The organism is Fibrella musci (assembly GCF_041321105.1).
Taxonomy (GTDB): domain Bacteria; phylum Bacteroidota; class Bacteroidia; order Cytophagales; family Spirosomataceae; genus Fibrella; species Fibrella musci.
In genome coordinates, this window is sequence record NZ_JBGGWD010000005.1 from 78,664 (window position 1) to 104,164 (window position 25,501).

Consider the following 25,501-nt stretch of genomic DNA (forward strand, 5'->3'; position numbering starts at 1 on the left):
CATTCACTAATTCGCTAATTGACTTTCAACGCGTCGGCGATGGACAGTTTGGCCATGCGCCAGGCAGGCACTACACCCGACACCACGCCGAACACCAGACAGATGAGCAGGCTGATGGCCAGCACCGACAGGTTGATGGTCAGGTCGCTGTGTGCAATCCAGCCGCTTTGATTGATGAGAACGATGGTCAGCCCCGACAGGGTGAGGGCGATGAGGCCGCCGAGCAGGGTGATGAAGACGTTTTCGATCACAAACTGCCCCAGCAGCACCCGGACCGGTGCCCCGAACGCCTTCCGGACGCCGATCTCCGAGGCGCGTTCCATACTCCGGCCTACGTTCAGGTTAATGAGGTTGATGGCCGGCAAGAGCATGAACAGGAACATGATCAGGCCAATGACGGTATACAGGATGGTACTGTCGGGGCCCGTCGGGAAATTGCTCAGGAAGGTATCGACGTAGGGCAGCGCGTTGGTGTGGAGGTGAAACACCTTCATCCAGCCATCCTGAAATGGCTTCGGAATCCGCCCAACCGACGCCTTGTATTCGTCCTGAATAGCTTGGAAGTCGCCTTTGTTTTTGGCCAGAATGATGGCATTGAACGAGCCCAGATACTCACCGCGCTGATAGTTGCTTTTGGGCACCGTGTAGGGCAGGTATACCTCGGCGGCCGTAAACAGCCGGGTAATAGGCACCGATTTGACCACCCCACTCACCCGGTAGCGCGTGTTGTCGACTTCGATGGTCTTGCCCACGGCCGGCTCGTCCAGTCCGAAATAATCGTCGCGGAAAGCATCGGAAATCACCGCCACCAGGTCGCCGTTGTTGACGTTCTGCGGCGAATAGGGTTTACCTTCGAGAAACGTAAACTGGGTTACGTCCCAGAAAGTCGCATCGCTGAACTTGGTTTTCAGTTTGATGCGTTTGTCGCCCACGTACGAATTGGCCCAGGCCCAGGTCGAGATAAGCGCCACTTTTTCAGGCGTTTGCAACGACAGCGCGTGTTTCTTCAGAAACTTATAGCTCAGGTCGCTGTTGCTGCCGTACTGATCCGACGAGTCGCGCAGGCTCATGTGCAACAGGTAGAGCGACCGGTCGCGGTTGACTTCGGGATAATGGCTCCCCACCAGGTGGTCGATAAAGGAAGTCAGCACCATCAGCACTGTCAGCGTCAGACTGATGCCGAACAGGGTGATGAAGGTGTAGAACGGATGCCGCAGCAACACCTTCCAAGCGATTTTAATGTAGTTAGTCAGCATAGCTTGTCAGAATGAACAATGAATAATGGACGATGCACAATGAATGGCTTGCGCAGGCCTACAACCGCGTTAGCGGTATGCTTGCGTACGTCCATTATTCATTGTTCATTGTACATTAACGTTGAGTCCCCCACCATCGAGCCGTCGAAGAGGCGGACGAGGCGGTGCGTTTTCTTGGCCATCGTTTCGTCGTGGGTGACCATCACGATCGTGGCGCCGTCGGCGTTCAGCTGTTGCAGAATGCCCATGATCTCGTTGCCCATGCCGCTGTCGAGGTTACCGGTGGGTTCATCAGCCAGGATGATACTGGGCCGCCCCACAATGGCCCGCGCAATGGCTACGCGTTGTTTCTGCCCACCCGACAACTGCCCCGGAAAGTGCTTCATGCGGTTGCTCAGGCCCACCCGTTCCAGCGCCAGTTGCGCCAGCTGCCGCCGCGACGAACCCGCCTCGTCGCCCTTCCGATACAGCAGGGGAATCTCCACATTGTCGAGCACCGACAGGTCGTTGATGAGGTGGAAGCTCTGGAAAATGAAGCCGATGTGCTGGTTACGCAGCCGGGCCAGTTCCTGATCGCGGTATTGCGTCACCGTTTTCCCGTCGATCTCGACCTGCCCCGCGCTGGGGGCATCGAGCAGGCCCATCATGTTCAGCAGCGTCGATTTGCCGCAGCCACTGGGACCCATGATCGAGACAAATTCACCCGCCCCAATGTGCAGGTTCACGTTGGTCAGCGCCAGCGTCTCGATGCTGCTGGTGCGGTACACTTTTTCGATGTTTTTAAGGTGTATCATGGAAGGAAGGACCGCACCCCCGACCCCTCTCCTTAAAACAAGGAGAGGGGGGAGCCTTCGGAAGATTTGCCAACTAGCGAAGCTACTCCGAATCCGCTCCCCTCCCCTGCTTTCAGGGGAGGGGCCGGGGGTGGGGTCAGTTTAGTTTTTCATTCGATTCAAAATCATACAAGGTCAGAAAGCGGAGCGTGTAGTACGACTGCCAGTAGTCGCGCAGGGCCAGGATGGCGTCGCGGCGGGCGCGGTCTTTTTCCTGCGTGGCAATGCCGAGGTCCGTTACGGTCAGGTTGCTGAGCCGGAACCGCTCCTGCGCGATCTGGTAGCGCGTCTGGGCGATCTGGTCGGCCTCGGCGGTGAGCTTCACCTGTTGCCGCAGCATGTCTAGTAGCGTGACCTGCGTATAGATCTGCTGCTCGAAGGTCCGTTTGGCCTGCTCGATACTCTGCACCGCCAGTTGCTGGTTGGCGCGGGCTGTTTCGGTGCGGGCCTGTTGCCGACCCCACGACATAATGGGCACGATAAACTGCAATTCGACAAACTGCCGGTCCTGTGGTCGCGTGTAGACATCCACCGGCCGCGCGCCCCGGTTGGTAAGGCCGAAGTTAGCGTTCAGGGTGGCGTTAAGGCCGTTTTCTTTCCGGGCATTTTCCACGTCGCGGTCCGCTTCGAGCTGACGCCGCTGGAAGGCAATGGCATCGGATCGGTTGGCAAACGCCTGCCGGATCGCCTGTTGCAGATCGACCTCGAACGAACGTACCCCATCGGGAATCACCAGCTCGAAGGAACGTACCTGACCACCCGTTTCGGTCGCCAGATTCAGGTAGGAGCGTAATTTGAGCGACGCCACCTCCGCCGTTTGCCGCGCCGAAGCCAGGTCTTTGCGGGCGTTCAGCACGCTCAGTTGCAGTTGCAGCAGGTCGTTGCGCGAGAGCCGCCCCAGAGCCAGCTTATGCTGGGCGATGGTGAACAGCGTATCGTTGTTGGCGCGGTTGGTCTCGGCAATTTGCAGGTTCACCTGCGCCACCAGCAGATCGAAATACAGCGCCGTGGCATCCAGCGACACCTGTTCGAGCGCCTCGATGTACTGCTGATTGCTTTCGGCGTACCGCAGCGGCTCGATGCGCCGTGCCCACTTCATGGGGTTGTACCGAAACAGCGGCTGACTCAGGCCAATGGCAAACGGGATACCGTTGTAGAGTGTGTTGCGGTCGAGAAAGTTATCGAAGCGCTGCAACTGATGCTGTACGTAGATCGACCCGCCCGTCAGGGGAATATTCTGACTCAGCGCTAAGTTCAGCAACGAATTGTTGTTCGATACGGGCTGGAACGCAATGGTACCGTCGGGCTGCTGTACCTGAATAAACGAGCGCGTAAAGCTGGGCAGCGAGCCATCGAGGCTCAGTTGCGGCTTGTAGTCTGCCAGAAACGAGCGGTATTTCCAGTAGTTGGTTTTCTGCAACGTCGCCGCCTGCCGACTTGCAATCGACTGCGTACGGGCCAGATTCACCACCTCCCCTAGCGTCAACGTCAGCGCCGTCTGAGGGGCCGGTTGTGCCAGCGCAGAAAGGCCCGTAAGCAACGTACCCAGCAGGGCCAGTATGAGGGTTGCAGGGGCTGGCGCAAGACCAAAACGATCACTCTTTCGCTTTTTCATTCGTTCGTGATCGTGATTTGGTCAACATGATTGAATTCGCTCAGATCGGTCAGGATCACGCGCTCGCCGGGTTTGAGGCCGCTTTTGATCTCGACCCAGTCGAAATTAGACAGCCCAAGTTCCACCTCCCGCCGGTGGGCGACGTTGCCGTTCCCCATCACGAACACCACCTGCTTGCGCTTACCTTTGAAGGCCGGTCCGTTGGGTACCCGCACGGCCTGCGCGCTGCGGTTCGTCACGATAAACACCTCCACTTTCTGGTTGGGCCGCAGCGACGTATGGCGGCTATCGTCGAGCGAGACGGCAAACTGAATGGTGCTGTTCTGTACCGACGGTTTGATCTGGGTAATCTGCCCGCGCAGCTCGGTGTCGTTGATGCGCACCACCACCGGCAGCCCCGCCCGCAGCTGATCGGCGTAGGCGTCGGAGCAGGACCCTTCGACCCGGAAACTGCCCAGATCGGCCACTTTGGCCAGCATCTCGCCTTCGTTCACCGCCGACCCCACATTTTCATTAACCCAGGTAAGCACCCCGGCGCGGTCGGCCAGAATGTCGGCCTGCCGGAGTTTCTGGGCCATCACTTTCAGGTTGGTGCTTTCGATGCGGGCCTGCAACTGCGTCTCGCGCAGGCTCGCCCCCATCGACTGCCGGTTGTAGGACAGGTCGTTTTCCAGTTGCTTCTTTTCCAGTTGGGCAATGCGAAGCGCGTTCTCGGCGCGGGTAACATCTTCGGGCGTTTGACCGCCTACTTTCAGTAACCGCCGTGCGTTTTCGACCTCGGCCTGTAGCTTGTTGATATTCAGCAGCTTGATCTGATCGTTGATATCGGCATCGTAGAGGTTCTTGTCCAGCTTCATGCGTAACTGCTCGATACCGTTCTGCTTGAGCGCCAGCTGATCCTGGAGTTTTTCGTATTCGATCTGCGTCAGCGATTTATCCAGCTCGACAATCGCCTGACCGGGACGTACCCGCGCCCCCGGCGTTAGCAGCACCCGCCGGATACTGGCCCGGATGGGGCTGGTCATGATCTGTTCGTAGGCCGGGATGATCTCGCCCGTCGCGTTGAGCGTGTTATCGACGGGCCCCGACCCGACCACCGCCGTCCGAATCTTGGTCGCCTCGACCGACGTTTTCAACAGGGAACGTACCCCCAGCATCGCGCCCAGCAGGGCCACCACCACCAGCCCCCCAATCAGCCAGGGTTTTCGGCGGGAACGCGTAACGAATTCAGGAGCAAGAGCACGGTCCATACAACAAAACAATTTGCCAATGGAGTTGCCAACGCCGTGCCAGTTGTTATACGACTGATTTACAACAATTTGACCCGACCGCCAATCGATTTATTTGTGCGAAACCGCACAAGCTGTGCGGTTTCGTGAAAAAGAAAACCGTCTGATAAACTTACAAAGGGACAATGGCGGCGATTAAGCCGAGTCGGTACAATTACAGCTTACCAAATAATGAGCGTGTAGAAAGGGCTTGCACTTAATACTAATTATTTAATTATCAACCGCTTAACAGCAAGTAATTGATACTTAAATAACTAGTATGCTGAGCGTTTGCTCAAAACGTGCTTGCGAAGCAGCGTTCGGCGACAGGTTGCACGTCTCAGAGATCGGGCTTTAGCTCTTTTAGAAGGGGGCAACTGACATGGCGAACGTCCCGACAAGTCAGGTTTAGGTTTGCCAGTCATTGTCTTTGCGACAGGGCGAGCGCCACGGCAGGCAGGCTTGAATAAACACAGCAATATAAAATGCGAAGTGCGTATTTTATATTTAAAAGTGCGGCAATCAGCAAGTTGGCCATTATTTATAACGGACATTCCGTTCCAAATTATAGACAATTAACTCTATGACAACTAAATTTTTGTACTCTTCAATTGTTCTATTACTAATTCTTAGCTCTTGCAATGAAAAAAACGATCCTGTTGTAACAACAACTATTGACGTATCTAAACAATGGTCTGTAGACATGTTTGGTGTTGCAGTGAATCCACTTTCTGACGGTCAGTGGCAAACAAAAACATTCACATTAGAAGAGTCAAACTTATTCAATAGCCTTGACACAGCTAACTTGAGAGGGACAACTACACCGCAATCAGTGATAGACACACCGCCAGGTTACAATCCAACATTTCCGAATCCATTTGTGACAGTTAATACCTTAGCTTTACGCTTTAGCAATGGATTTTCTGGACAAGTTTTTTTTAAAGCAGTGGTTGTTGATAGTACAATGACATCTTATTTTAAAGTAGCTACGAGGCTAAATGTTCAGAACGGTTTTACTGCACTGCAATTAAACCCAACTATCCCTACAGGTAGGTTTCGGTACTATTATACGTTAAGTTCTCAAGCAAATCCGCACTTTTTTAAAAGCTGAGGAAACATTCAAAAGACACGGTAATAAAACAACCGCTCGACAGCCTTAGCCTTGGCCGACAGTCTTCAGCCTCTCTCGGCTTCAGCGGGTTTGTGCGTTGTTGGCTAGCGCTGCGGGGTCCACTTACCGCGGACAGGAAACACTCAGAGCGTTCAACGCGGCAGCCCAACGAGCAGAGGGTGTAAAGGTTGTAACGTACCTGAGTTTTGGCTTATCGTGTGTTCACCATCAGCCCTCTGAGGCGTTGGGTGCGAATCCATGAATTAGCTTGTTCGGCGGGTTTCGGTTGACAGGGTGCAACCCGCAGAAGTCAAAGTTTTTGCTTGTTCGGCGGCTCTCTGGCGACAAGCAGCACGTCCCGACAGCAGCGCTTGACAAGGCTATGTACAAGAGATTGAAGGTGAGTTTGTTAGCTTCGCCTATCGTTGTAAAAATCAGAACCGGGCCGCCGGTGCGGTGTGTTGGATGTTCGATCCGCGTGGGCGGCTTGTTTGGCGACAGGTTACACGCCCCGACAGTCAGCGTTTGGTTTGCGAGGTTTCGATTCTGCGACAGAGAAAAATCAAGTAGTCTACTTAAGTTCAGTAAACGCCCGCACAATCACAAACACACTGATGGCTACCAGAACGGCAGTACCCGCGTTGAGCAAAGCCGTGTCGGACTGTTTCGTTTTCCGACTAACTGTCTGCTCCTGAGATTCTTCTGGCTGGGACTGATACGTTCCGTCGGTCACGTCCAGAATCAGTTGAGTACACTCGTCGGGAGCGTCTAACTGCGGAAAATGACCGCAATGATCGAACCAGTGAAGCTCCGCATCAGGAAACAAATCCATTGCCCGCTCCGACTGATTCGGCAAGCAAACCCGGTCGTGCCGACCCCAGCCAATCACTACTGGATGCCGGATAGACCCAGCCACGGCCCCTTTTTGAGGCTCGCCATGAGCCAGATTGTGGAGGAGTTCGCTGAAAACAGGTGTGGGCGTAAATGTTCGTAACTCCTGCAATGCAATCGGCGCGGGAATGGTCCAGGGGTGGGCCGAAAACTGCACGAACAGCAACGACCGACTAATGGGGTTGCCCGTCAGGGCTGGTAAAACGGGTTGCAAAGCGTCGACAAGTTTCGCCGATAGCCGCACGGAGTGGTAGAAAAACGGTACCTCCCAACCAGCCCAGAAACCGCCAGGATCAAGCGAGACAACGGCTCCCAAAACACCTCTCCGCCGGGCCAGTTCGAGTACTAGCCGTGCACCCATTGAACTGCCAACCGCGTCGGTGCCGAGCAGACTATGATCATCTAAAAAATTAGTCACGGCATCAGCAAGGGTGCGGATAGAGGTTTCGCCCCTCAGCGGGGGTGTAGCCCCGAAACCAGGCAAATCGACCGCAATTACATCGCGGTGGGCAGCCAGTTCGTCAATAATCAAATCCCAGGAGCGGTGGCTGCTGCCAATGCCATGAATCAGGAGAAGGGGCTTGCCGGAGCCACGCCGGACGTAGTTTATTGCCATAATCGTTGATATTCAATCAATTTAACACTGCCCAAGAGGTAATGTTTTCTCATTTTTCAGACTAAATCATATTACTCAACGATATGAAAATCGACCCTGACTTCTGTCAAAAGTCGGGGTCTTCACTTTTATGATGAGAGTTGTCGCAATCGGGTACTCAATAATGGTCTTTGGCTATGTTATCCTTACCCGACTCAATCCTTACTCATGGGACACCTTCAAACTGCATAGTTTTTATTTTCAGTCGGCTTTGTTGCATGGTTAAACTCGATTATTTTCCACAGAAAGGTGGCATAGCTGCATCTTTGTGGTGGCGACATGGTACACTATAGGCCGTCTAAGGGCAAAATTGGGCTTTTAGACAGCCTCAGCCGTGCAACAAAGCCAATTCTGCTTAGAAGAAATAAGTTAAGTTTTTAGGCATCACAGTGTATTTCGCCCCGCAGTGCCTAGTCTCGTCGGACAGGCAGCACTCCTGAATGCGACGTTTTTTTGCCCAACGAAACGGGTGTGTAAAGGTTGTAGGTACGTGCGTTTTTTCGAGTGACTTGCTTACCATCAACACCCGTGAGCGTTGGGTGGCCCGTCTATGTCAGCGGGTATTTCACGTACCGGGCGACAGAATAACTAATTGATAGTGAGCGCCCTTCGTTGGTGTTTCTCGTTTCGTGCGACAGGTCAATGCCCGTTCGGCAGCGCGTTTTGGTTTGTCTGCAACGTACCTGCTGACAGCTCGGTCACCGCTGGACAGAACGTACCTGTTTAGCGTTTCGCAGTACGTTAAGTTTATGTATCTTGATGTTTCATTAAACCATACGGACACATGGGTTGGTTTGTTGATGATCGAGACGTGTATTTTTTCAAAAAGCCACCGCCTAGCTTGGAGGCCATCCTTGAGCAAATTCACGCACGCACTGGCCTGCGGCCCGATAAAGGCAAAGTTTACCCTGATAACTTGGGCGAAACTACCCTTGAACTCTTCAATCCCGATGATGACCGGGATGGTTTTGAGCTAACAATTGGGGCAGACTTCGTTCGAGTTACGGCGTTTGCTTCGCTGACGTACCTAGCCTATGCCGCGCTTTATGCGTTGATTGACCTGGGCGGTATTCATCCCCACCAACTCGCTAAGTGGCCCTCTAAACGGTGGTCGGAAGTAGCAACACGGGTCAAAGAATTGCCCTATCATATGCATCCCGACTGGCTTTTCGATTAGCTCTGCGGGATCCACTTATCTCGGACCTGTTGGGATGAGAATTTTCCCTATCTACCTAATCACAATAACAGTGATCTTGCTGTCAAATCGAATACAAAATTTCGACAATGGGTAGTTGAAACCTTCAACGTTACGATCCCCGAGATAGCTTTAGAAATTGTCCGCTATCCAGCTAACTTAGATGATAAAACCTCAGGATATGAGTTTTTAACTGGCACAGGAAGTACGTACAGCATTGACCTGTCTATCTTTATTCTCCCTCGTCACGGTTGACAGAAACCATATGTAAACAGTGGCTTCGGGCAAACACTTGTTGGCATTAATTATTCATTTCAGTGTTAGCTTTAGCTCTAAACTTCAGAGCGACAACCTATTAAAATTTGTCTCATGTCAAACAAAACACTACTCACATTCCTACTTTTCTTATTATCGATAGCTCTTGTATCAGGTCAGCATTTAGCTGAAAGTAATCTTCTTTGGAGTGAAACGCGCAAACTTTCAGTGAATGATTTTATTATCAAAACAAAGCAACTACAATCCAACCCATCATTTTCCCAATTCTCTATTGAATACCAAGTAAATGGATTTGATTTTCTAACGAAGAATTTTAATAAAAAAGTTCGTAATTATTTCATAACATCTGCATCTTGGATTGATACTACTGCGGATGTTAAAAGTTCATTACTTTATCAGCAGACGCTTTTCGACCTCAGCGAGGTTTACACGAGACGCTTTAGGAAGGCACTGAAGGAAAATAGAAAAAAATTAGCAACTGGACTAAGAATTGCCGAAGAGCTTAATAACCAAATCGTGTCCGATTTTTCTAGGAAACGCATTGATTACGATACAGAAACAAAGTTTGGCACGGACCAACTCAAGCAAAAAGAATGGGAGCTTTATATTCAAAACGAGTTAAAACAACTAGACGATTTTGCTTACGGTACATGATGAACTATTGTTATGACAGGAGTGAGGAAAACTTACTAACGTAGCCAATAATGTAACGTGTGCTCTGGAACAACAAGTTAACCGATCAATAAAACTGGTTGATTGGGAAACAGATTAGTGGCGTAGTTTGGGATACATTCGACGCGGCGATGCGCGTGGACTCAGCCCAAAAACGACATGAAACGGCTCAACAGACAATCCCTGACGAAGTGGCAATCGTTCTTCGTCGTTCTTAGTCTACTGCTTACCGTAACCGCTTACGCTCAGGTTCCGCCCGCCAATAAGTACGATACCTCGTCGTACCCGGAGGATCGGAAAGCCATTGAACAGCTGAGTCGGAAGAATGACAGCACCCGGTTCAAGAACGATGATTACATCGCCGTCGGGCCGGAAGGTCGGATATCGTATGGGTTTGATGACTGGAAAAAGGGATTTGTTGAAGAAGGCGCCACCTTCAAGTCTGCCAGGCCAGTGCCGGGTACCACTATTCTGCGTATTTACAATGGCGATGCGGCGGTGAAGAACTTCGTTCTGGATGTCGTTTTCGCTACGAAAAAAGGCGACTTTCCATTACAGGTTGTCCGGACCGAAACGTACATCAAACAAAATGGCACCTGGTATTTTGTCGCAGGTCAGGGAACCCGAGTGCTATCTAAAGACGAATACGACGCGCGAATGAAACCTTAAAAGGGCAGCTACCCAACTACGCTTGGATAACTGTGCGTTAGGCGCTCCTACCGATTAAATCAACGTACCGCCATCGGTTGGGTACGTCCAGTTTCAACCCATCCACACATTTTTTTTCGTCGCCACTTGCTTCGGGTCAAAATTTCATTTCACTTTGCAATACAAAGTTCTTTCTACTCATAAAATCTACCAACGCTTAACATAGTCGCGCCATGACAAACGCTAACCAATCTCCGAGTCACCCCCTTCACCCGGTTTCGGCCCGTAACCGGATGCTCATCGGCGCCGGTATCGGGCTGCTGGTGATCGCTTTCTTCGTCGTCGGTGTCGACCGGCCTAACCCCGCCTGGGGCAAGTGGTGGATGATCCGGCCGCTGCTCGTCACACCCGCCGCCGGGGCGATGGGCGGCCTGTTCTACTACTTCATGGACTACCTGCGCTATCAGGGCGGTGCCAAAAAAGTAGCCGGTATTGTGCTGGGGTTGCTGGGCCATGCCGTGGCTATCTGGATGGGCGTTGTACTGGGACTGGCGGGCACGATGTGGCATTAACAGCCGCTTCAGTAAGGGCTGAGTGATGGTGAATGATCATCTCCACGTCATCGCCTACCCCTTTTTGAAAGCGCCTCGCGGGCAATCCAACGTACCTGTCAGTCGGTTTTCTGCCCGGCTACGCTAGATTCTGCCATTCGCTGCTTTTAGTAGTCGACAGGCGCAGGCAGCGAGCCGTTGCCCTGTTCGTAACAGCTATGGAGCCGATCAACTGGGGTATTATTGGATGTGGAGATGTGACGGAGGTGAAGAGCGGGCCTGCGTTCAACAACGTACCCGGCTCGGCGCTCGTGGCCGTGATGCGGCGCGATGCCGGGAAAGCCGCCGACTACGCCCGTCGGCACAACGTACCCACCTGGTACACCGATGCCGACGCGCTCATCAACGACCCCGCCGTCAATGCCGTCTATATAGCCACACCACCCGATAGCCACGCCGACTACACCATCCGGGCACTGCGCGCGGGCAAGCCCGTCTACGTGGAAAAGCCGATGGCGCTGAACGCGGTCGAGTGCGGGGCCATGAACCGCATCAGCCGCGAAACGGGCGTCCCACTGTTTGTGGCCTTTTACCGCCGGGCACTCCCCTATTTCCTTAAGGTGAAGGAACTGGTCGACGGTGGCGTGATCGGCCCGATCCGGCATGTAAGTTGCCAACTCAACTGGCCCCCCGCCGACCGCGAACTGGGGCTGGCGACACAGGCCAACTGGCGCGTTACGCCCGCTATCTCGGGCGGTGGGCTGTTTCATGACCTGGCCGCCCATCAGTTCGATTTTCTGGAATTTTTGCTGGGTCCCATTCAGACCGCTCGTGGGTTTGCACACAACCAGGCTGGCCTCTACGAGGCCGACGATATGGTGGTGGCCGCGTTCACGTTTGCGTCGGGCGTGATGGGCACGGGCAGTTGGTGCTTCACCGTCAACCCCGAGCAGCGCCTCGAACAGACAACGCTGGTGGGTGCCAGGGGGACGCTCACGTTTTCGTTCTTCGAAAATTTTGTCATCACCCTCAATACCCGAGCGGGCACCGAAACGCTCACGGTCCCCTTCCCCGACCACGTGCAGCAACCGCTGATCGAATCGGTGGTGGCGGCGTTGCAGGGCCGGGGTACGTGCCCCAGCACGGGCGAAACCGGCCTCCGCGCCAGCCTCATCCTCGACTGGATCACAGCGGGGTAAACGCCTGTGAACAAGCTATTGATCAACGGTTTATCAGCGTCTCTTAACGAATACTTTTTCCAAGATTGGGTAACTAGAAAGCACCCAAGCTAACCATTCAGTAAATATGATCGGTGTGGGTATACGGCTACTATAGATTCGTCAGCCGATATGGCTTTCCTATACCTAATCCCCCTTTTACTGAATGAAACACGCTTTACACTCACTCCTTGCCAGCCTGTTACTATGCACTTTTCTGGGTTTATTGGCCACTCCAACCACGGCTCAGGTGCTCTTCAAAGAAACGTTCAACAACATTCCCGGCTCCACAGCAGGTGGAGCCGGTACCTACGCATTCCCGACAGGCTGGCGGCTGCGTAACGTCGACAACCGAACCCCAAATTCTTCAGTAGGCTATGTAAACGATGCCTGGGAACGGCGCGAAGACTTCCGCGACAACTCGGCCGATTCGGCAGCGTTCAGCACGTCGTGGTACGCGCCAACTGGTGCAGCCGACGACTGGATGTGGACGCCCCTGATCGGGCCCATTTCGGCGACAACAAAGCTGCGGTGGCGCGGCCTGGCCTACGACCCCCTTTATCGGGACGGCTACGAGGTTCGGGTGATGACGGCTGATCAAGGCCCCCCCACGGGTGGCAACGGAGCCATCGGCAATCAGGTAACTAACTCGACGGTTGTCTTTTCCGTGGCAAACGAAAACAGTGCCTGGACCAACCGGGAGATCAGCCTGAGCAGCTTCGCGGGCAAGTCGGTCTACATTGCTTTCCGGAACAATTCGAACGACCAGTTTTTGCTGCTCATCGACGACGTTGAGGTGGTGAACGTCGCCCAATACGACGCCCAGCTGGTGAGCGCGGCTCGCCCGTCCAACTACAGCAAAATCCCCACCACGCAGGTATCGTCGCTGTCGTTGGCCGCCACCATCCGAAATCAGGGCACACAGTCGCTCACCAACGTCAAGCTGGCTGTCGACGTGCAAAAAGATGGCAATACGATCGAGACCCTGTATTCCGACCCGGTCGCTACACTCTCCTCGGGAGCCACCGTCAATCTGTCGATTGCGGGCGGCTACACGCCCACTGCCGGAGCCGGGACCTACACGTTTTTGTACCGGTCTGAGATGACCCAGACCGACGAAGTTCCGGGTAATAGCACCGCCCAGAGCGGGCCGCTGCAACTTACGGTCGACACCTATTCGCGCCATACTGGTTTGGCATCGGGCAACCTGGGCATCGGGGATAACAGTGGTCAAGGCGAGCTGGGGTCGCTGTTTACGTTTGTTCAGTCGCAGGCGCTGCGGCACGTAGCCGTCGATTTTAACGCTGTCGAGTCGTCCACGCAGGTGAAAGCCCGGATCTACAGCACGACGGGCGGCTTACCCACCACCAATTCCACCCTGCTCTGGGAGTCAAGCCCCGTTACGCTGACGAATACGACTCCGCAGACCGTCGCCTTTACGGGCCCGGCCCTGTCGCTCGCGCCCGGCACGTACCTGTTTGCCCTGCTCGAAGTGGATAAAACGCTTACCGTGGCCAGTCATGTAGACATCTTCACGCCCAGCACCCAGTTCGTTCGGTTTCCCGGTAATGCAAATGGGGCCTGGACAACGGTCGAGACGTTCGGTACGCAGTTCGCCAAAACGCTGGCGATAAGCCCGATCAGTGGCTGTGCTCAGCCCATCACCCCGACCCTCATAGCCAGTAGCACGGCGGTTTGCGCGCCCAGCCAGATTACCCTGACGGCGGGTGGCGGTTCGCAGTATGCGTTCTCGGGGCCGGGCCTGAGCCAGAGTGGCAGTTCAAACACGGCGGTTGTCTCGCAGTCAGGTACGTATAGCGTAGTGGTGAGTGACGGGGTAGCCTGTTCGGCGGTGACGAGTCTGTCGGTGACGGTCAACACGCCCCCCAATCCTCCGACTGTATCAACCAGCCTGACGGTTTCCACATCGACTACGCCGTTCCCCCTGAGCAGTCTGGTTACGGCTGCCGCCAGCCACACCCTGACGTTCTACGGTGCCAACGGACCCGTTCAGCCACCTGTGGCCAATATCAGCCAGGCCGGCGTACAGACGTTCTCGGCGGTGCAGACATCACCGCAGGGCTGTGTCAGCCCGGCCGCGGTGTTTAGTCTGACAGTGATTACCCCGCTACCACCCAGCACGCAAACCACCTGCCGCGGCACACAACTGGTGTTGACTATACCGACCGCCGGGGTACGGTATCAGTGGTTTCGCCTCAATGGCACGTCGTCGCTTCGCCTGACCGACGCGGCGGGCGTTCAGCGGGGCACGGCCACAGCCAGCCTCACGCTGCTGAGCCCGCAGACATCGGCAACCTACACCTGTCAGGTAACGCAGGCCAATGGATCGGTGCAGACGGTCGGCCCGTTTGCGGTGCAGGTCAGCAATTGCTCGGGTGGGCGTGTCGCGGCTGTTGAGCCCGGCGAGTCGCTCCAGGTACGTGTGGTGCCCAATCCGCTGGTCAACAACCGGTTGCGGGCGATCATCAGCGGAGCTGGTGGGCAGTCGCTACGGGTCGAACTGACCGATACGCAGGGACGTACGTTGCGGCAGCAACAATGGCAGCAGGCCACCGACGATCAACGCCTGGATTGGGACGTCAGCCAGACCGGCGGGGGTATCCTGTTCCTACGAGCCACCACCGACCAACAGAGTCATACGGTGAAAGTGATCAAGGAGTAAACGCAGCTCTACTTATTTACTATTCGATACATGGCTACTGTGTGAGCCTTCAACAAGCTCACACAGTAGCGATAAGTTATCCAATCCGTTAGCTCGTCCGCGGGCCTTTGCTCATAAACGTGGCCAGGCTGCCAAGGGCTGTCTGCTGTACTTTGCGTTGCAGAAAACTCGTCCAGCCGAGCAGCAGGCCTGTCAGACCCAGCGCCTGTCTGGCCCAGGTGTGAAAATCGAACCGGTCGGTGTGGGTCACGATCTTCCCTTCGGCAAACGTAAAGCTCGACCGCACGTGGTTGACCACGGGCCGCCCCGTCTTCGAGAAGGTGTAAGTGGCTGTCCATTCGGCATGGCCGGTGGTGTCGTCGGCGTCGAGCACGCGGTAGGTTAGTTGCATGTCTTTCCCCTGTCGAATCAGCATCTCCCACATGGCCCGTACCTGCGCGGCGTTCAGATTCGGGAACGCCGGGTCGTTAAAAACAGCCGTATCGGCATAGCACGCCTGCATGGTCGCGTAGTCCTTGCGTTGGAATGCCTCATAAAACGTGGTCAGTAGTTGCTGCGTAGCCGTCATGATCGGGAGCGGCCCTTCGCCGCGTTGAGTCACAAACATAGCCCTAACCCGCCAGATCCTACGTACCTGGCTATCAGGCGGGCACGGGCTCTTCTACGTAATTGAAAAAGAGGTAATCGACGGCGCGGGCAAACTCGCGGCTCCAGCGCCATTCTTCGTGCTTGCCAATCGGGTCCACGCTAATCTGCGTAATGGCACAATCTACATCCGGACAGTTGAGCGAGTCGTGAACCCGCCTGAGGCTGTTGACCATCGTAGCCGACTCGGCTTCCCCTCCGTACAGATATACCCGCACGTAAGGCGGCAGCGGCGTCTGGGCGATCTGTTCGTAGATACCCGGCGCGATCCAGAGCGATGGCGAAAACACCAGCCACTTTCCAAACACATCAGACCGCAGCAGCCCGGCATAGAGGCTGATGAGCCCACCCAGTGAACTCCCGCCGACGCCCGTATGGGCTGCCTCGGGGCGGGTGCGGAAGTGGGTATCGACGTAGGGCTTTACCACGTCGGCGAGAAAAGCGATGTATTGTTCGCCCTTGCCCCGTCTGCGCAACGCCTTCCCGATCGTAAACTCCGTCAGCCGGGCCGGGCCGCCATGATCCACCGCCACCACAATCAGTTCGTGATGGCTCCGGCTGGCCAGCAACGCCATGCGTTCTTCCACGTTCCAGGAGCCAAACCCTTCGCCCGGGCCGATAATGTTCTGCCCGTCGTTGAGGTACAGCACCGGGTAATGTTTATCGGACGCGTCGTAGTCGGCGGGGAGCAGCACCCGGATTCGACGGGGCTCGTTGGTTTTGGGGTAAGCCAGCGACAGTTCGGTATAATTGGGTAGCCAGTGAGGCCGGTATGAGGCGCCCTCCCACTGCCAGATCGACACAAAATCGGTGAGCTGATCCTCGCCGCGGGGCGCCAGTCGGTTGGGGCGGGCCTCTCCCAGCGCGTTCAGTTCGATGCTGCCTTCGCCGCCCCGGTAGTATTTGTATTCGATGGGGTCGGGCCAGGTCTCGTCGACGGGCAACTCGATGGTGTACTGGTTGTTGCCAATGGGCTGCAACTGCAATTGGTCAATATCAAGCGCCCAGTTGCAAAAATTGCCGGTCAGGTACACAGGCCGATCGTCCTGAGCCGGGGTGGTTAGCGTAAAGCGCATAAATAGGTAATCGATGTACCATGATAACCCATATCGCCCGCTTTTTGTCCGCAAAAACAAGTAACGGGTACGTACCTGACGGATGTCAGGTACGTACCCGTTACTTGTTTTTTCAAACCTATAAGGTTTCAAAAACCTTATAGGTTTGAGGCGCTTACTTCTTTGCCTTTTTTTCTGCTTTAGGCTTCTCGGCCTTGGGGGCTTCGGCTTTCTTGTCGGCTTTAGGCGCTTTCTTCTCGGCCTTTTTCTCCGGAGCCATCGCCTTGTCTTCCTGAATGGCCTCGCCTATGGCGGCTTTGGTTGCCTTGGCAGGCTTCTCGGCACTAGCCGGTTGCATGCCGGTACCGCCTACCGAGCCACGCACAAACGTACCCCAGGTCAGGTTGTCTTTGCCCGCCTGCACGCGTTTGGCCCGCTCGATCGCCATGTTGGCCGCTGCTTCTACGACCCAGTCAAAATTGGCCTGCCCCACCGAGTTGATGTCGGCATCGGGGGCCGGGTTGCAGAAGTCGATGGCAATAGGAATACCGTCGCGAACGGCAAATTCGACCGTGTTGAAGTCGTAGCCGAGGCCGTGGTTGAGCTTCAGCACGTAGTCGGTCATGGTTTCGATGAGCTTCTTGCCCGCGTCGCCGGTCGTTTTCATCTCGGTGGCGTAGCGCAGGTGGTGCGGGTTGCGCGGCTCATAGGGCATGATCCGCACGTCTTTTCCGCCGATGCAGTAGCACCGGAAATAATCGGTGAAATCGATCGCTTCCTGATAAAGCATGACCAGTTGCCCCGTTTCGTCGTAGGCGCTGAACATCTCCTCGGCGTTGTCGACTTTATACACGTTTTTCCAGCCGCCACCCGAGTGGGGTTTCATAAACGCCGGGAAGCCGATGCGCTCGAAAATAGCGTTCCAGTCCATGTGTTGCAGGTTCGAGAACGACTCGTGCCGCGTATCGTCGGGGCGGTGTTTCGAGGGCAACAGAATGGTTTTCGGCACCGGCACGCCGAGTTGAGTCGCCAGCGCGTTGTTGAAAAACTTTTCGTCGGCACTCCACCAGAACGGGTTGTTGACGACGGCGGTACCCATGAGGGCGGCGTTTTTCAGAAAAGCTTTGTAGAACGGTACATCCTGCGAAATACGGTCGATGATGACGGCATAGTCGGTAGCCACGCCCTGCTCTACGCGATCGATCGACACCGGCTCGGCTACAAAATCAGACTGTTTCTGATTGACGCGCTCAATAAAGGCGTATGGAAACGAGCGTTCCATACCGAAAAGGATACCAATTTTTTTCATATGCAATGCGATTTGGTTGGCGTAAAAATAGGCATGTGAATGACGCATCCCAGCATCAGCAGCCGTATGTCTACCGAATAGCTACTAATTTGGCATATAACTCACAACAGGCCCGGTCGGTTATGGCCAGCGCACACGAATACAGAGCCGGGCAACCAGCGTCATGGCCGACAGTTGACGGGTGTGAGCCGCAATGACGAGGTAAAGACCAGTTTAGAGCGGTCTGTAAACACCATGTTCCCGTTCTGCTCGGTTACGGGTCCGTAGCCTTCTACCAGCGCATCGGCCTGTTTCAGAAAGGCCACCTCCCGCACCGACTCAACCCCCTCTGATTGAAAGGTGTAGCGGGCCAGCAGGGTATCGCCGCGCATACGCCCCCGCAGCGTGCCGATGTTCTGGTCTTTTTCGGCCAGTTTATACACCAGTTCGCCGGTCAGCGAATCGCCCGCAGGCAGCAGCTTCAGCCGGATGGTGTCCCTCGCGGAGGTGTAGGCATAGCATTGGTCGGTTTCCGGTGCCAACGGCTGGCTCGCCGCGGTGGCGCTGGTGTCGGTGGTAGCCGTCTCGGTTTGGTCGGCCCGACGGCTCTGGCAACCGGCCGTCCAGAGCAGGCCGGCAATGCCAACAAACAGGTATCGATTCATACGTTGTGTAGCAAGGTGTGTGCCCGGTCATCGAGCCGAAGCGGAGGGTGCCTGATGCAACAGTTGCGTTTCGGTCAGGTACAGATAGGGGGGGTGAAAATGATGGGTGAAAATTTTCTCTTTGCTGTCGGGGAAGCGCTGGTAATAGGCCGAATCGGCTTTCAGGACGATGAACGTACCTGTACGGACGTAGTGGTTGCTGTTGTAGTATTCCGGGGCAACGTACCCGTTCAGGTTCTTGCTCACCGTTTTGGAAGCAATCGCGCCGAGGTATTTCTGGTAGTTGCGCTGCGCTTTCAGAGCGGGCTTGGTCAGGCTGTTGTAGACCGACTTCAGTACGATCCGGTTCAGCAGTTTCTGCTTTTTGATGATACCCGGCGCGCCTTGAAAGGGATTGGTCGTGTTGAAATCATTGACTGTCTGAATCGACAGCGGCACCTCGGGTACCCAGTCGGCCGAGTTGACCACGTTGTAGGCCCAGCCTTCCTGGGTCTGCGCCTCGTAGTCGTAGGCGAAATAGAGGTTTCCCGGCTTCGGCCCGGCGCTGCAATAGGTTTTGAACCGAATATCGGCGGGGAGTTTGCCTTGCCGTTGCAAGGCATAGAGGTACGCCGTGAGCAGATACGCGATAGCCCCGCCCTGGCTATGCCCCACGATGAGCATATTTTTCGCGCCCTTCCGGTAACTCGAATCGATTTTGGGCAGGATGTCTTTGCTCAGAAACGCCGTGCTGACGAGCCAGCCCACGTGTACCGCTGCCTTCGGGTTCTGGGCCAGTTCGTAGGCGAATGTATCGGTATCGCTCAGTTGCAACTCCCCTTTCGCCGGCACCATGGCCGCGTAGAAATTGGCCAGCCAGCTTACGCTGTTGGCGGTGGCGCCACGCAGACTGATGACGGCCGTTTGGGCGTTGTCGGTCCAGAGGTCCCACCGGTTATCGAGGCCCATGATGGGCGAGCGGTACACGGGTTTGAACCGCTGCGGCACCGGGAAGCTGGCCACGTAGGCCGAATCGCCGAAGCGGGCCGACACTTTGAGCAGTTCGACGTATTCAGCCACATCGAAGCCGGGCTTGAGCGACTGGCCGTGACAGAGTTGGCTAAGACAAAGCCCAGGCAGGAGAATTACGTACCTGCTGATCAACCGGAAAGCGTGTTGCATAGCGTAGGGACATCAGGGTTGAAAGGCGGGTAAGTACGTAGAAAACGCCGACCACTCAAAGGTTTATTTAGTGTATAACCAATCCCATATCTAGCAACATACACCCACTATCCTGCGCCGGAAAGCCCGTCAGGTACGTACCCGATTCCCCTGCCAGGCTCGTAGCCGACATCACCTGGGCCTCCTGCTGCAGCCCGCCAGGTTGGTTTCTCAGCCGTGTTCCGAACACTCTCGTTGGTCTTACGTTGATGGCTGTACGGCCAGTTTTCCTATACTCTATGGGGTTTCAGGAATAACTGGTACACAGCCATAGTTCATACAACAAAACCAGGTTCGGCGCCTGAGCATGCCATGCAAACGAAGATCAAAACGTATTCGCCCGACGATATGGGTGGTGCCAGTGGAATGGGAAGTGGTAGTGGGCTAGGCGGTGCCACCAGCGGCACCGGTCTGGGCAGTAGTGGTGGCTCTATGAGCAGCGGCGATAGCAGCTCGATGGGCAATAGCGGGCTTGGCAACACCGTCGGGCTGGACGAGGGCGGCTCGGGCACCGGCATGTCGTCGGGTATGGGTAGCGGCGGATCGATGGACGACGCGGGCAACATCGGCGGGAACACCAGCAGCCTGAGCGACGACGACATCAGTGACTCGGATGCCGCCACGACAGACGGCGACACAGACAGCCCGGGTACGTCGTCGGACACGGATGACACCGACGACAGCGCGATCGGCACCGGCAGTACACCAGGCAGCGGCAGTCTGTAGCGTTATAGGCATACGCAGAAAAGCGCTCGGGCTGGCTTACATGATGTAAACCAGCCCGAGCGCTTTTGTTATTGGTATTGCCCGCCAGTTGGTAAGCCTATGGCAAAACGGCTAGATCCCGTTCAGGTATTCGGGAAATTGCGACCGCCATACGGGCCAGTCGTGCTCGCCCCAGGGCTTCACGTCGAGCCAGTGATGGATGCCTTTTGCGTTCAAAATGCCCGACATCTGGAGCGTCGACGGCTTGCAGAAATCGTATTCCGACGTACCCAGCACAATCCGCATCTGGTAGAGGTGCTCGTTCTGGGCGTTGGGTACGTAGTCGACGGGGTTATTGAAGTAGACGTTATCGTCGTAATAGCCGTCCATGAACGAGCGGATGTCGTATTTGGCACCCATCGCCATCAGGTGCGCCACCTGATCGGGGTGCCGGAAAGCGTAGTTGAGCGCCTGAAACCCACCGAAGCTGCAACCGGCTACGCCAATCTTATGCACGTTGCATTCGCGCTGGATGTAAGGCACCAGTTCTTCGCTGATGAAGCGATCGTAGAGTACGTGGTTCCAGATGCGGGTGCCGGGATGCAGGTGTTTGGCATACCAGCTGTCTTTGTCGATGCTGTCGATGCAGTACAACTTGATGTGTCCCGACTCGACATGCCCCTGAATGGCGTCGATCAGTTTGAAGTCTTTCGCTTCGTAATACCGCCCCATCGTGGTCGGAAACAGTAGCACCGGATAACCCCAATGGCCGTAGACGAGCATCTCGATGTCGCGCCCCAGCCGGTGTGAATAATACTTGATATACGACTCTTGCATGGCACAAAGATAGGGGACGGTTCAATGTGCCGGGTCCAAAGTTGCGCGACCTGCTGCCCCTGAGTCAGAGCTGCTTTGACGATTGGCCACCGGGCGCTGGCCGTGAAACACCCAACCGCACAGCACGAATGCCTACCTTTGCTCCGTGAAACTTGTACTTACTTCTTGTTTGGTGCTTATGCTTACTTCTGCAGCAGCCCAGCCGTCGGCTTCAGTCACCGTTCTGTCCGACGACTCGCTGGTGTCTGTCCCGCTTAACCGGGTCGTTCATCTGACGATCATTCTGCCCCCCCACTACACCACCACCGGCCCCGACTACCCCGTACTGTACCTCAACGATGGGCAGGATATTCCCCGGCTCAATCTGGCGCACGTACTCGACTCGCTCTATGCCCGGCAGGCCATCCGCCCCTTTGTGCTGATCGCCATGCACGCCAACGCCGACCGGATTCAGGAGTATGGCACCGCTGCCCGGCCCGATTACATGAACCGGGGTAGCAAAGCCGCCGCCTACGCCGATTTCGTGCTGACCGAACTGCTGCCCCACGCCCGGAAACAGTACCACGTCAGCACCGATCCCGCGCAGTCGGCCATCGCGGGTTTTTCGCTGGGTGGTCTCTCGGCCTTTGACATCGGCTTTCATCACCCCGATCGGTTTAGCCGGGTGGGTGTGTTTTCGGGTTCGTTCTGGTGGCGGAAGAAAAAATTCAGCAGCGCCTACGACGACGAAACCGACCGCATCATGCACAGCCTGATCAGGGAAAGCACCACCAAGCCTCAGGTACGTTTCTGGCTGCAAACCGGCACCAACGACGAAACCTCCGACCGTAATAACAACGGCGTCATCGACTCCATCGACGACACGCTCGACATCATCAAGGAACTGAAAAAGAAAGGCTTTGCGGAACCTGCCGACATCCGTTACGTGGAAGTGCCCGGTGGCGAGCACAACCAACGTACCTGGAGCGAGATCATGCCCGATTTTCTGACGTGGGCGTTTTCTGTTTAGCGTTTGATGTCTAACGTTTGGCGTTTGCCGGGCGGGCGTTAGTCTATCATAGACAGGTTGGCGTCAACCATTAAACGAGAAACATTAAACATCAACCGTTAAACGCTTTTCCCCTCATGCATCCTTTCCTCCCCCTGACGTTCCTGTTGCTGGCCTGCGGTTCGGCCACGATCGCCCCCACCCCTACCGTGGACCCCACGCCTGCTGCGCGCAAGCTGGTATGGTCCGACGAGTTTGAGAAAGACGGCCTGCCCGACCCCGCCAAGTGGGGGTACGACGTCGGGGGCAACGGCTGGGGGAATAACGAATTGCAGTATTACACCAAAGCCCGCGCCGAAAACGCTCGTGTCGAGAAGGGGAACCTCATCATCGAGGCCATTAAAGAGCCCTATGAAGGGAAGGCCTACAGCTCGGCCCGGCTGCTTACCCAGAACACCGCCACCTGGACCTACGGGCGCGTGGAGGTGCGCGCTAAATTACCCGCCGGCCGGGGCACCTGGCCGGCGATCTGGATGCTGGGCAAAAACATTGCCACGGCGGGGTGGCCCCTCTGCGGTGAACTCGACATCATGGAACACGTGGGTTACGACCAGAACGTGATTCACGGCACGGCACATACCCAGGCGTATAACCACGTAAAAGGCACCCAGAAAGAAGGCAAAACCACCATCGCCACCGCCACCAGCGATTTCCACGTCTATGCCATCGACTGGACCGCCGACACCATAGACTTCTTCGTCGACAATCAGAAATACTACAGCGTGAGTAAACAGGCGCTGGGTAACCAACCCGCGCAGTGGCCCTTCGATCAGCCCTTTTTTCTGATCCTGAACGTAGCAGTGGGTGGCAACTGGGGCGGTGCCAAAGGCGTCGACGAAACGATCTGGCCCCGGCGGATGGAAGTCGACTACGTGCGCGTGTACCAGTAGTCATTGCCATCGAACACATAACCTGTCAATCAACCCTTTAAGCGCTTGCACACTACCACGTTTATGGGATAGTAAGGCAATAAATAATCCGCCAGCTTTGTCGTCAGCAACCGTGTCTAACACCAGCCGGCTGCATCAAGATCATGACAAATGCTTCCTTTTTCCGCACAGTGCTGCTGTTCACACTGGCAGTAACCTTTTCAATGACGGCCTGCCAGAAAGGCAAAGACGGCGAGGTAGGCCCGCAGGGCGCAGCCGGGCCGAAAGGCGACGCGGGGGCTCAGGGTCCGAAAGGCGACCCCGGCACCGCAAATGTGATTTATTCGCCCTGGATAGGCGTGACCTTCACGGGAAGCGGCACATCCTACACTGGCAGCATTACGGCGGCGGCCATTACGCAGGCCGTACTGGACAAAGCCGACATTCGGGTGTATTGGAACGAAGGTGGGCGGGTGCTTTCATTGCCCTACGCTCAGACGGTAGGCGGCACACCCTACTCGGTGCATCAACGGTTTTATGTCGGCCGAATCGATCTGCTCGCCAGTTATGCCCTCACTGCGCAGCAGATGCGCTACGTGATTATTCCTGGTGCCGTACCCACCGGCCGCCAGTCAGCCGTCGACCTCTCTGACTACGAATCGGTCAAAGCCTACTACCACATTCCCGATTGACGCCCAACGGCTCAAACGGCCGCTTCGGTCGGCAGATCCGTTGGGGCATAAAGAGCTCCCAGATAGACCATATCAAAGGTACAGGTCGTACCCTGGCCCAATTCCGAGTGGATCGTGAGCGTACCGCCCAGGTCGTTTGCCCGCTGGCGTAGGCTGGCCAGTCCGTTGCTCTGTGCAGGTACGTTGGCCGGATCGAACCCAATGCCATCGTCGATCACACGCAGGCACAGGTGGTGGTCTGTCAGCTGCAAACGTACAGTGACAGAACTTGCTCTGGCATGGCGCAATACATTGTGCAACAATTCTTTATGAATCAGGTAAAGCTCCCGGCAAAGCTCATCGGGAAGCAAATGCGTTGACTCAAAGTCAGGGAAATCGAGGTGCAGTTTTGTGCGCTGATGCTCAAACAGCAACTCGGCGGCTTCGCGCAGCCGACAACTTAGCGGCTCAGGCGCCGCATTGGTTCCGGCCTTTTCGTCTGCCGGCGCGCGCAGGCTCCAGACAATGTGTCGCATGTTGGTCAGCACCTGCCGGGCCGACTCACCGATGAGCCGCAACAGAGCCCGGGCTTCTTCGGGGCGGGCTACCAGTTCGCGGTCGGCGGCCTGACTGAGCATGCTGATGCTGCTGAGATCGCCGCCTACGTCGTCGTGCAGATCGCGGGCAATGTCGGCCCGGATCCGTTGCAATTGCTGTTGTTTCCGTTCGTTTTCCCGGAGTTGCTCAATCAGTTTGGCCTGCATAGCCAGTTGCTCCTGCTCCAGCTGACTGTTGCGCATGGAGATCCCCAGCGTGAAGCAGAGCACTTCCAGCACGACCCCTATCTGCATGTAGATGACCGGAAAGGAAAAGGGAAGGGCTGGATTACGCACAAAGATGGCTGGCAGAAAATTGATGGATAACGCCACCAGACAGCCAATGACGAAGAAGAACGACCCAACGACAAAATACGTGACGATCGACTGCCGGAGCCTGACGATACGCGGGACCACGTAGAGCGCCGCCAGCGCCATCAGGATGCGCCCCCCCGTGTAGAGCGCCGACCGAAGGGGTATAGACGCGTCGGCCAGCAGCAAAATACCATCGAGCAACAGATAGCCGACCAGCAAGCCCAGTATGCCCTGCAATACCCGGTAACTGGTTGGGTCGTTCTGTTTGATGTTCATCAGCTGCATGGTAAACCGGACATACAGCATCAGCGCCAGCGATTCCGACAAAACGATGTCGAACCGTTGACCAGGCTGGTAGTGCGGATTCTGATAACCCTGATCGACCAGCCGAAACGTACAGACCATGCAGCCGATATAAAAGGCGTACTGCCAGTAGATGGCCTTACGATGCTGCGCAAACGACAACAGCGCATAGACGGCCATCATGGCCAGCATGCCGTCCAGGAACAGACGCAGTTGGGCGTACGTGATGAGCCAGGTAGTCATTCCACGGCAGCAGTTAATAAGAGGTTCCTAAACCGGCTAATTCGCTAAAACGGATAGGGAAGATAGCGGTAAACTACTTAATCACCAAAGTCTTTTGAGTTTACGTAAAAATACGCACAAGCCGCGTAGTTCTCCTATACCATCATCATGGGATAGCAGCACGCTCACCGTAAACAGACCTTTATTCCAT

At 55.6% G+C, this 25,501-nt stretch carries 23 protein-coding genes; 11 read left to right on the plus strand and 12 right to left on the minus strand.

What is annotated here, in order from left to right; genetic code table 11:
- Positions 1–14 precede the first annotated feature (14 nt).
- The 4 genes from ACAW74_RS16725 to ACAW74_RS16740 all read right to left on the minus strand — a co-directional run bounded on the left by ACAW74_RS16725 (position 15) and on the right by ACAW74_RS16740 (position 4,954).
- Positions 15–1,256, minus strand: coding sequence for an ABC transporter permease (locus tag ACAW74_RS16725; RefSeq protein WP_370699359.1), 1,242 nt, complete (start codon positions 1,254–1,256; stop codon positions 15–17).
- 98 nt (positions 1,257–1,354) lie between these two features.
- Complete coding sequence (locus tag ACAW74_RS16730; RefSeq protein ID WP_370699360.1) at positions 1,355–2,050, minus strand: ABC transporter ATP-binding protein; 696 nt, start codon at positions 2,048–2,050, stop codon at positions 1,355–1,357.
- A 136-nt stretch (positions 2,051–2,186) separates the two neighbouring features.
- Positions 2,187–3,704: a TolC family protein gene (locus ACAW74_RS16735; protein ID WP_370699361.1), complete on the minus strand. Its 1,518-nt coding sequence runs from the start codon at positions 3,702–3,704 to the stop codon at positions 2,187–2,189.
- Entirely contained in the window at positions 3,701–4,954 is a 1,254-nt protein-coding gene (locus ACAW74_RS16740; RefSeq protein ID WP_370699362.1) for an efflux RND transporter periplasmic adaptor subunit, read from the minus strand. The genes ACAW74_RS16735 and ACAW74_RS16740 overlap by 4 nt, the downstream gene beginning before the upstream one ends.
- Positions 4,955–5,555: 601 nt before the next feature.
- On the opposite strand from ACAW74_RS16740, the gene ACAW74_RS16745 reads away from it, so the two are divergent.
- Positions 5,556–6,083 (plus strand): hypothetical protein, encoded by a 528-nt coding sequence (locus ACAW74_RS16745; RefSeq protein ID WP_370699363.1) that lies wholly within the window; start codon positions 5,556–5,558, stop codon positions 6,081–6,083.
- 571 nt (positions 6,084–6,654) lie between these two features.
- Here ACAW74_RS16745 and ACAW74_RS16750 read toward each other — a convergent pair.
- Positions 6,655–7,590, minus strand: a complete 936-nt coding sequence (locus ACAW74_RS16750) for an alpha/beta fold hydrolase (protein ID WP_370699364.1) — start codon at positions 7,588–7,590, stop codon at positions 6,655–6,657.
- Positions 7,591–8,413: 823 nt separating this feature from the next.
- Between ACAW74_RS16750 and ACAW74_RS16755 the strand changes: the two genes are divergently transcribed.
- The 6 genes from ACAW74_RS16755 to ACAW74_RS16780 all read left to right on the plus strand — a co-directional run bounded on the left by ACAW74_RS16755 (position 8,414) and on the right by ACAW74_RS16780 (position 14,871).
- Positions 8,414–8,806 carry a hypothetical protein gene (locus ACAW74_RS16755; protein ID WP_370699365.1) on the plus strand — a complete coding sequence of 131 codons (393 nt, stop codon included), beginning with the start codon at positions 8,414–8,416 and terminating at the stop codon, positions 8,804–8,806.
- A gap of 387 nt (positions 8,807–9,193) precedes the next feature.
- A complete protein-coding gene (locus tag ACAW74_RS16760) occupies positions 9,194–9,754 on the plus strand; it encodes a hypothetical protein (RefSeq protein ID WP_370699366.1) in 561 nt (186 codons plus the stop codon).
- A 177-nt stretch (positions 9,755–9,931) separates the two neighbouring features.
- Positions 9,932–10,441, plus strand: a complete 510-nt coding sequence (locus tag ACAW74_RS16765; RefSeq protein ID WP_370699367.1) for a hypothetical protein — start codon at positions 9,932–9,934, stop codon at positions 10,439–10,441.
- 212 nt (positions 10,442–10,653) lie between these two features.
- A complete protein-coding gene (locus tag ACAW74_RS16770) occupies positions 10,654–10,992 on the plus strand; it encodes a potassium transporter KefB (RefSeq protein WP_370699368.1) in 339 nt (112 codons plus the stop codon).
- Between the two features lie 197 nt (positions 10,993–11,189).
- The gene (locus ACAW74_RS16775; RefSeq protein ID WP_370699369.1) at positions 11,190–12,170 is read left to right on the plus strand and encodes a Gfo/Idh/MocA family protein; all 981 of its coding nucleotides are present in this window, start codon (positions 11,190–11,192) and stop codon (positions 12,168–12,170) included.
- A 184-nt stretch (positions 12,171–12,354) separates the two neighbouring features.
- Positions 12,355–14,871, plus strand: coding sequence for a choice-of-anchor J domain-containing protein (locus ACAW74_RS16780; RefSeq protein WP_370699370.1), 2,517 nt, complete (start codon positions 12,355–12,357; stop codon positions 14,869–14,871).
- 88 nt (positions 14,872–14,959) lie between these two features.
- Here ACAW74_RS16780 and ACAW74_RS16785 read toward each other — a convergent pair whose 3' ends face one another.
- The 5 genes from ACAW74_RS16785 to ACAW74_RS16805 form a co-directional block, all read right to left on the minus strand.
- The gene (locus ACAW74_RS16785) at positions 14,960–15,478 is read right to left on the minus strand and encodes a nuclear transport factor 2 family protein (RefSeq protein ID WP_370699371.1); all 519 of its coding nucleotides are present in this window, start codon (positions 15,476–15,478) and stop codon (positions 14,960–14,962) included.
- Positions 15,479–15,512: 34 nt separating this feature from the next.
- Entirely contained in the window at positions 15,513–16,592 is a 1,080-nt protein-coding gene (locus ACAW74_RS16790) for an alpha/beta hydrolase (protein ID WP_370699372.1), read from the minus strand.
- A gap of 154 nt (positions 16,593–16,746) precedes the next feature.
- Positions 16,747–17,880 carry an ATP-grasp domain-containing protein gene (locus ACAW74_RS16795; RefSeq protein WP_370699373.1) on the minus strand — a complete coding sequence of 378 codons (1,134 nt, stop codon included), beginning with the start codon at positions 17,878–17,880 and terminating at the stop codon, positions 16,747–16,749.
- 161 nt (positions 17,881–18,041) lie between these two features.
- Positions 18,042–18,524 carry a hypothetical protein gene (locus tag ACAW74_RS16800; RefSeq protein ID WP_370699374.1) on the minus strand — a complete coding sequence of 161 codons (483 nt, stop codon included), beginning with the start codon at positions 18,522–18,524 and terminating at the stop codon, positions 18,042–18,044.
- Between the two features lie 27 nt (positions 18,525–18,551).
- The gene (locus tag ACAW74_RS16805) at positions 18,552–19,685 is read right to left on the minus strand and encodes a lipase family protein (protein WP_370699375.1); all 1,134 of its coding nucleotides are present in this window, start codon (positions 19,683–19,685) and stop codon (positions 18,552–18,554) included.
- A gap of 351 nt (positions 19,686–20,036) precedes the next feature.
- Here ACAW74_RS16805 and ACAW74_RS16810 point away from each other — a divergent pair, with 351 nt between their 5' ends.
- Complete coding sequence (locus ACAW74_RS16810; protein WP_370699376.1) at positions 20,037–20,450, plus strand: hypothetical protein; 414 nt, start codon at positions 20,037–20,039, stop codon at positions 20,448–20,450.
- A gap of 111 nt (positions 20,451–20,561) precedes the next feature.
- Here ACAW74_RS16810 and ACAW74_RS16815 read toward each other — a convergent pair whose 3' ends face one another.
- Entirely contained in the window at positions 20,562–21,266 is a 705-nt protein-coding gene (locus ACAW74_RS16815) for an esterase family protein (RefSeq protein ID WP_370699377.1), read from the minus strand.
- 178 nt (positions 21,267–21,444) lie between these two features.
- On the opposite strand from ACAW74_RS16815, the gene ACAW74_RS16820 reads away from it, so the two are divergent.
- The 3 genes from ACAW74_RS16820 (at position 21,445) to ACAW74_RS16830 (ending at position 23,875) form a co-directional block, all read left to right on the plus strand.
- Positions 21,445–22,275 (plus strand): alpha/beta hydrolase, encoded by an 831-nt coding sequence (locus ACAW74_RS16820; RefSeq protein ID WP_370699378.1) that lies wholly within the window; start codon positions 21,445–21,447, stop codon positions 22,273–22,275.
- A 116-nt stretch (positions 22,276–22,391) separates the two neighbouring features.
- The gene (locus tag ACAW74_RS16825; RefSeq protein WP_370699379.1) at positions 22,392–23,204 is read left to right on the plus strand and encodes a glycoside hydrolase family 16 protein; all 813 of its coding nucleotides are present in this window, start codon (positions 22,392–22,394) and stop codon (positions 23,202–23,204) included.
- A 143-nt stretch (positions 23,205–23,347) separates the two neighbouring features.
- Complete coding sequence (locus ACAW74_RS16830) at positions 23,348–23,875, plus strand: collagen-like protein (protein WP_370699380.1); 528 nt, start codon at positions 23,348–23,350, stop codon at positions 23,873–23,875.
- A gap of 11 nt (positions 23,876–23,886) precedes the next feature.
- Here the strand turns inward: ACAW74_RS16830 and ACAW74_RS16835 are convergent, their stop codons facing one another.
- A complete protein-coding gene (locus ACAW74_RS16835) occupies positions 23,887–25,311 on the minus strand; it encodes a sensor histidine kinase (protein WP_370699381.1) in 1,425 nt (474 codons plus the stop codon).
- Positions 25,312–25,501: the final 190 nt, after the last annotated feature.

Coding starts and splice junctions, on each gene's coding strand:
- ACAW74_RS16725 (WP_370699359.1), bottom strand. CDS start 1,256: ATGCTGACTAACTACATTAAAATCGCTTGGAAGGTGTTGCTGCGGCAT.
- ACAW74_RS16730 (WP_370699360.1), bottom strand. CDS start 2,050: ATGATACACCTTAAAAACATCGAAAAAGTGTACCGCACCAGCAGCATC.
- ACAW74_RS16735 (WP_370699361.1), bottom strand. CDS start 3,704: ATGAAAAAGCGAAAGAGTGATCGTTTTGGTCTTGCGCCAGCCCCTGCA.
- ACAW74_RS16740 (WP_370699362.1), bottom strand. CDS start 4,954: ATGGACCGTGCTCTTGCTCCTGAATTCGTTACGCGTTCCCGCCGAAAA.
- ACAW74_RS16745 (WP_370699363.1), top strand. CDS start 5,556: ATGACAACTAAATTTTTGTACTCTTCAATTGTTCTATTACTAATTCTT.
- ACAW74_RS16750 (WP_370699364.1), bottom strand. CDS start 7,590: ATGGCAATAAACTACGTCCGGCGTGGCTCCGGCAAGCCCCTTCTCCTG.
- ACAW74_RS16755 (WP_370699365.1), top strand. CDS start 8,414: ATGGGTTGGTTTGTTGATGATCGAGACGTGTATTTTTTCAAAAAGCCA.
- ACAW74_RS16760 (WP_370699366.1), top strand. CDS start 9,194: ATGTCAAACAAAACACTACTCACATTCCTACTTTTCTTATTATCGATA.
- ACAW74_RS16765 (WP_370699367.1), top strand. CDS start 9,932: ATGAAACGGCTCAACAGACAATCCCTGACGAAGTGGCAATCGTTCTTC.
- ACAW74_RS16770 (WP_370699368.1), top strand. CDS start 10,654: ATGACAAACGCTAACCAATCTCCGAGTCACCCCCTTCACCCGGTTTCG.
- ACAW74_RS16775 (WP_370699369.1), top strand. CDS start 11,190: ATGGAGCCGATCAACTGGGGTATTATTGGATGTGGAGATGTGACGGAG.
- ACAW74_RS16780 (WP_370699370.1), top strand. CDS start 12,355: ATGAAACACGCTTTACACTCACTCCTTGCCAGCCTGTTACTATGCACT.
- ACAW74_RS16785 (WP_370699371.1), bottom strand. CDS start 15,478: ATGTTTGTGACTCAACGCGGCGAAGGGCCGCTCCCGATCATGACGGCT.
- ACAW74_RS16790 (WP_370699372.1), bottom strand. CDS start 16,592: ATGCGCTTTACGCTAACCACCCCGGCTCAGGACGATCGGCCTGTGTAC.
- ACAW74_RS16795 (WP_370699373.1), bottom strand. CDS start 17,880: ATGAAAAAAATTGGTATCCTTTTCGGTATGGAACGCTCGTTTCCATAC.
- ACAW74_RS16800 (WP_370699374.1), bottom strand. CDS start 18,524: ATGAATCGATACCTGTTTGTTGGCATTGCCGGCCTGCTCTGGACGGCC.
- ACAW74_RS16805 (WP_370699375.1), bottom strand. CDS start 19,685: ATGCAACACGCTTTCCGGTTGATCAGCAGGTACGTAATTCTCCTGCCT.
- ACAW74_RS16810 (WP_370699376.1), top strand. CDS start 20,037: ATGCAAACGAAGATCAAAACGTATTCGCCCGACGATATGGGTGGTGCC.
- ACAW74_RS16815 (WP_370699377.1), bottom strand. CDS start 21,266: ATGCAAGAGTCGTATATCAAGTATTATTCACACCGGCTGGGGCGCGAC.
- ACAW74_RS16820 (WP_370699378.1), top strand. CDS start 21,445: ATGCTTACTTCTGCAGCAGCCCAGCCGTCGGCTTCAGTCACCGTTCTG.
- ACAW74_RS16825 (WP_370699379.1), top strand. CDS start 22,392: ATGCATCCTTTCCTCCCCCTGACGTTCCTGTTGCTGGCCTGCGGTTCG.
- ACAW74_RS16830 (WP_370699380.1), top strand. CDS start 23,348: ATGACAAATGCTTCCTTTTTCCGCACAGTGCTGCTGTTCACACTGGCA.
- ACAW74_RS16835 (WP_370699381.1), bottom strand. CDS start 25,311: ATGACTACCTGGCTCATCACGTACGCCCAACTGCGTCTGTTCCTGGAC.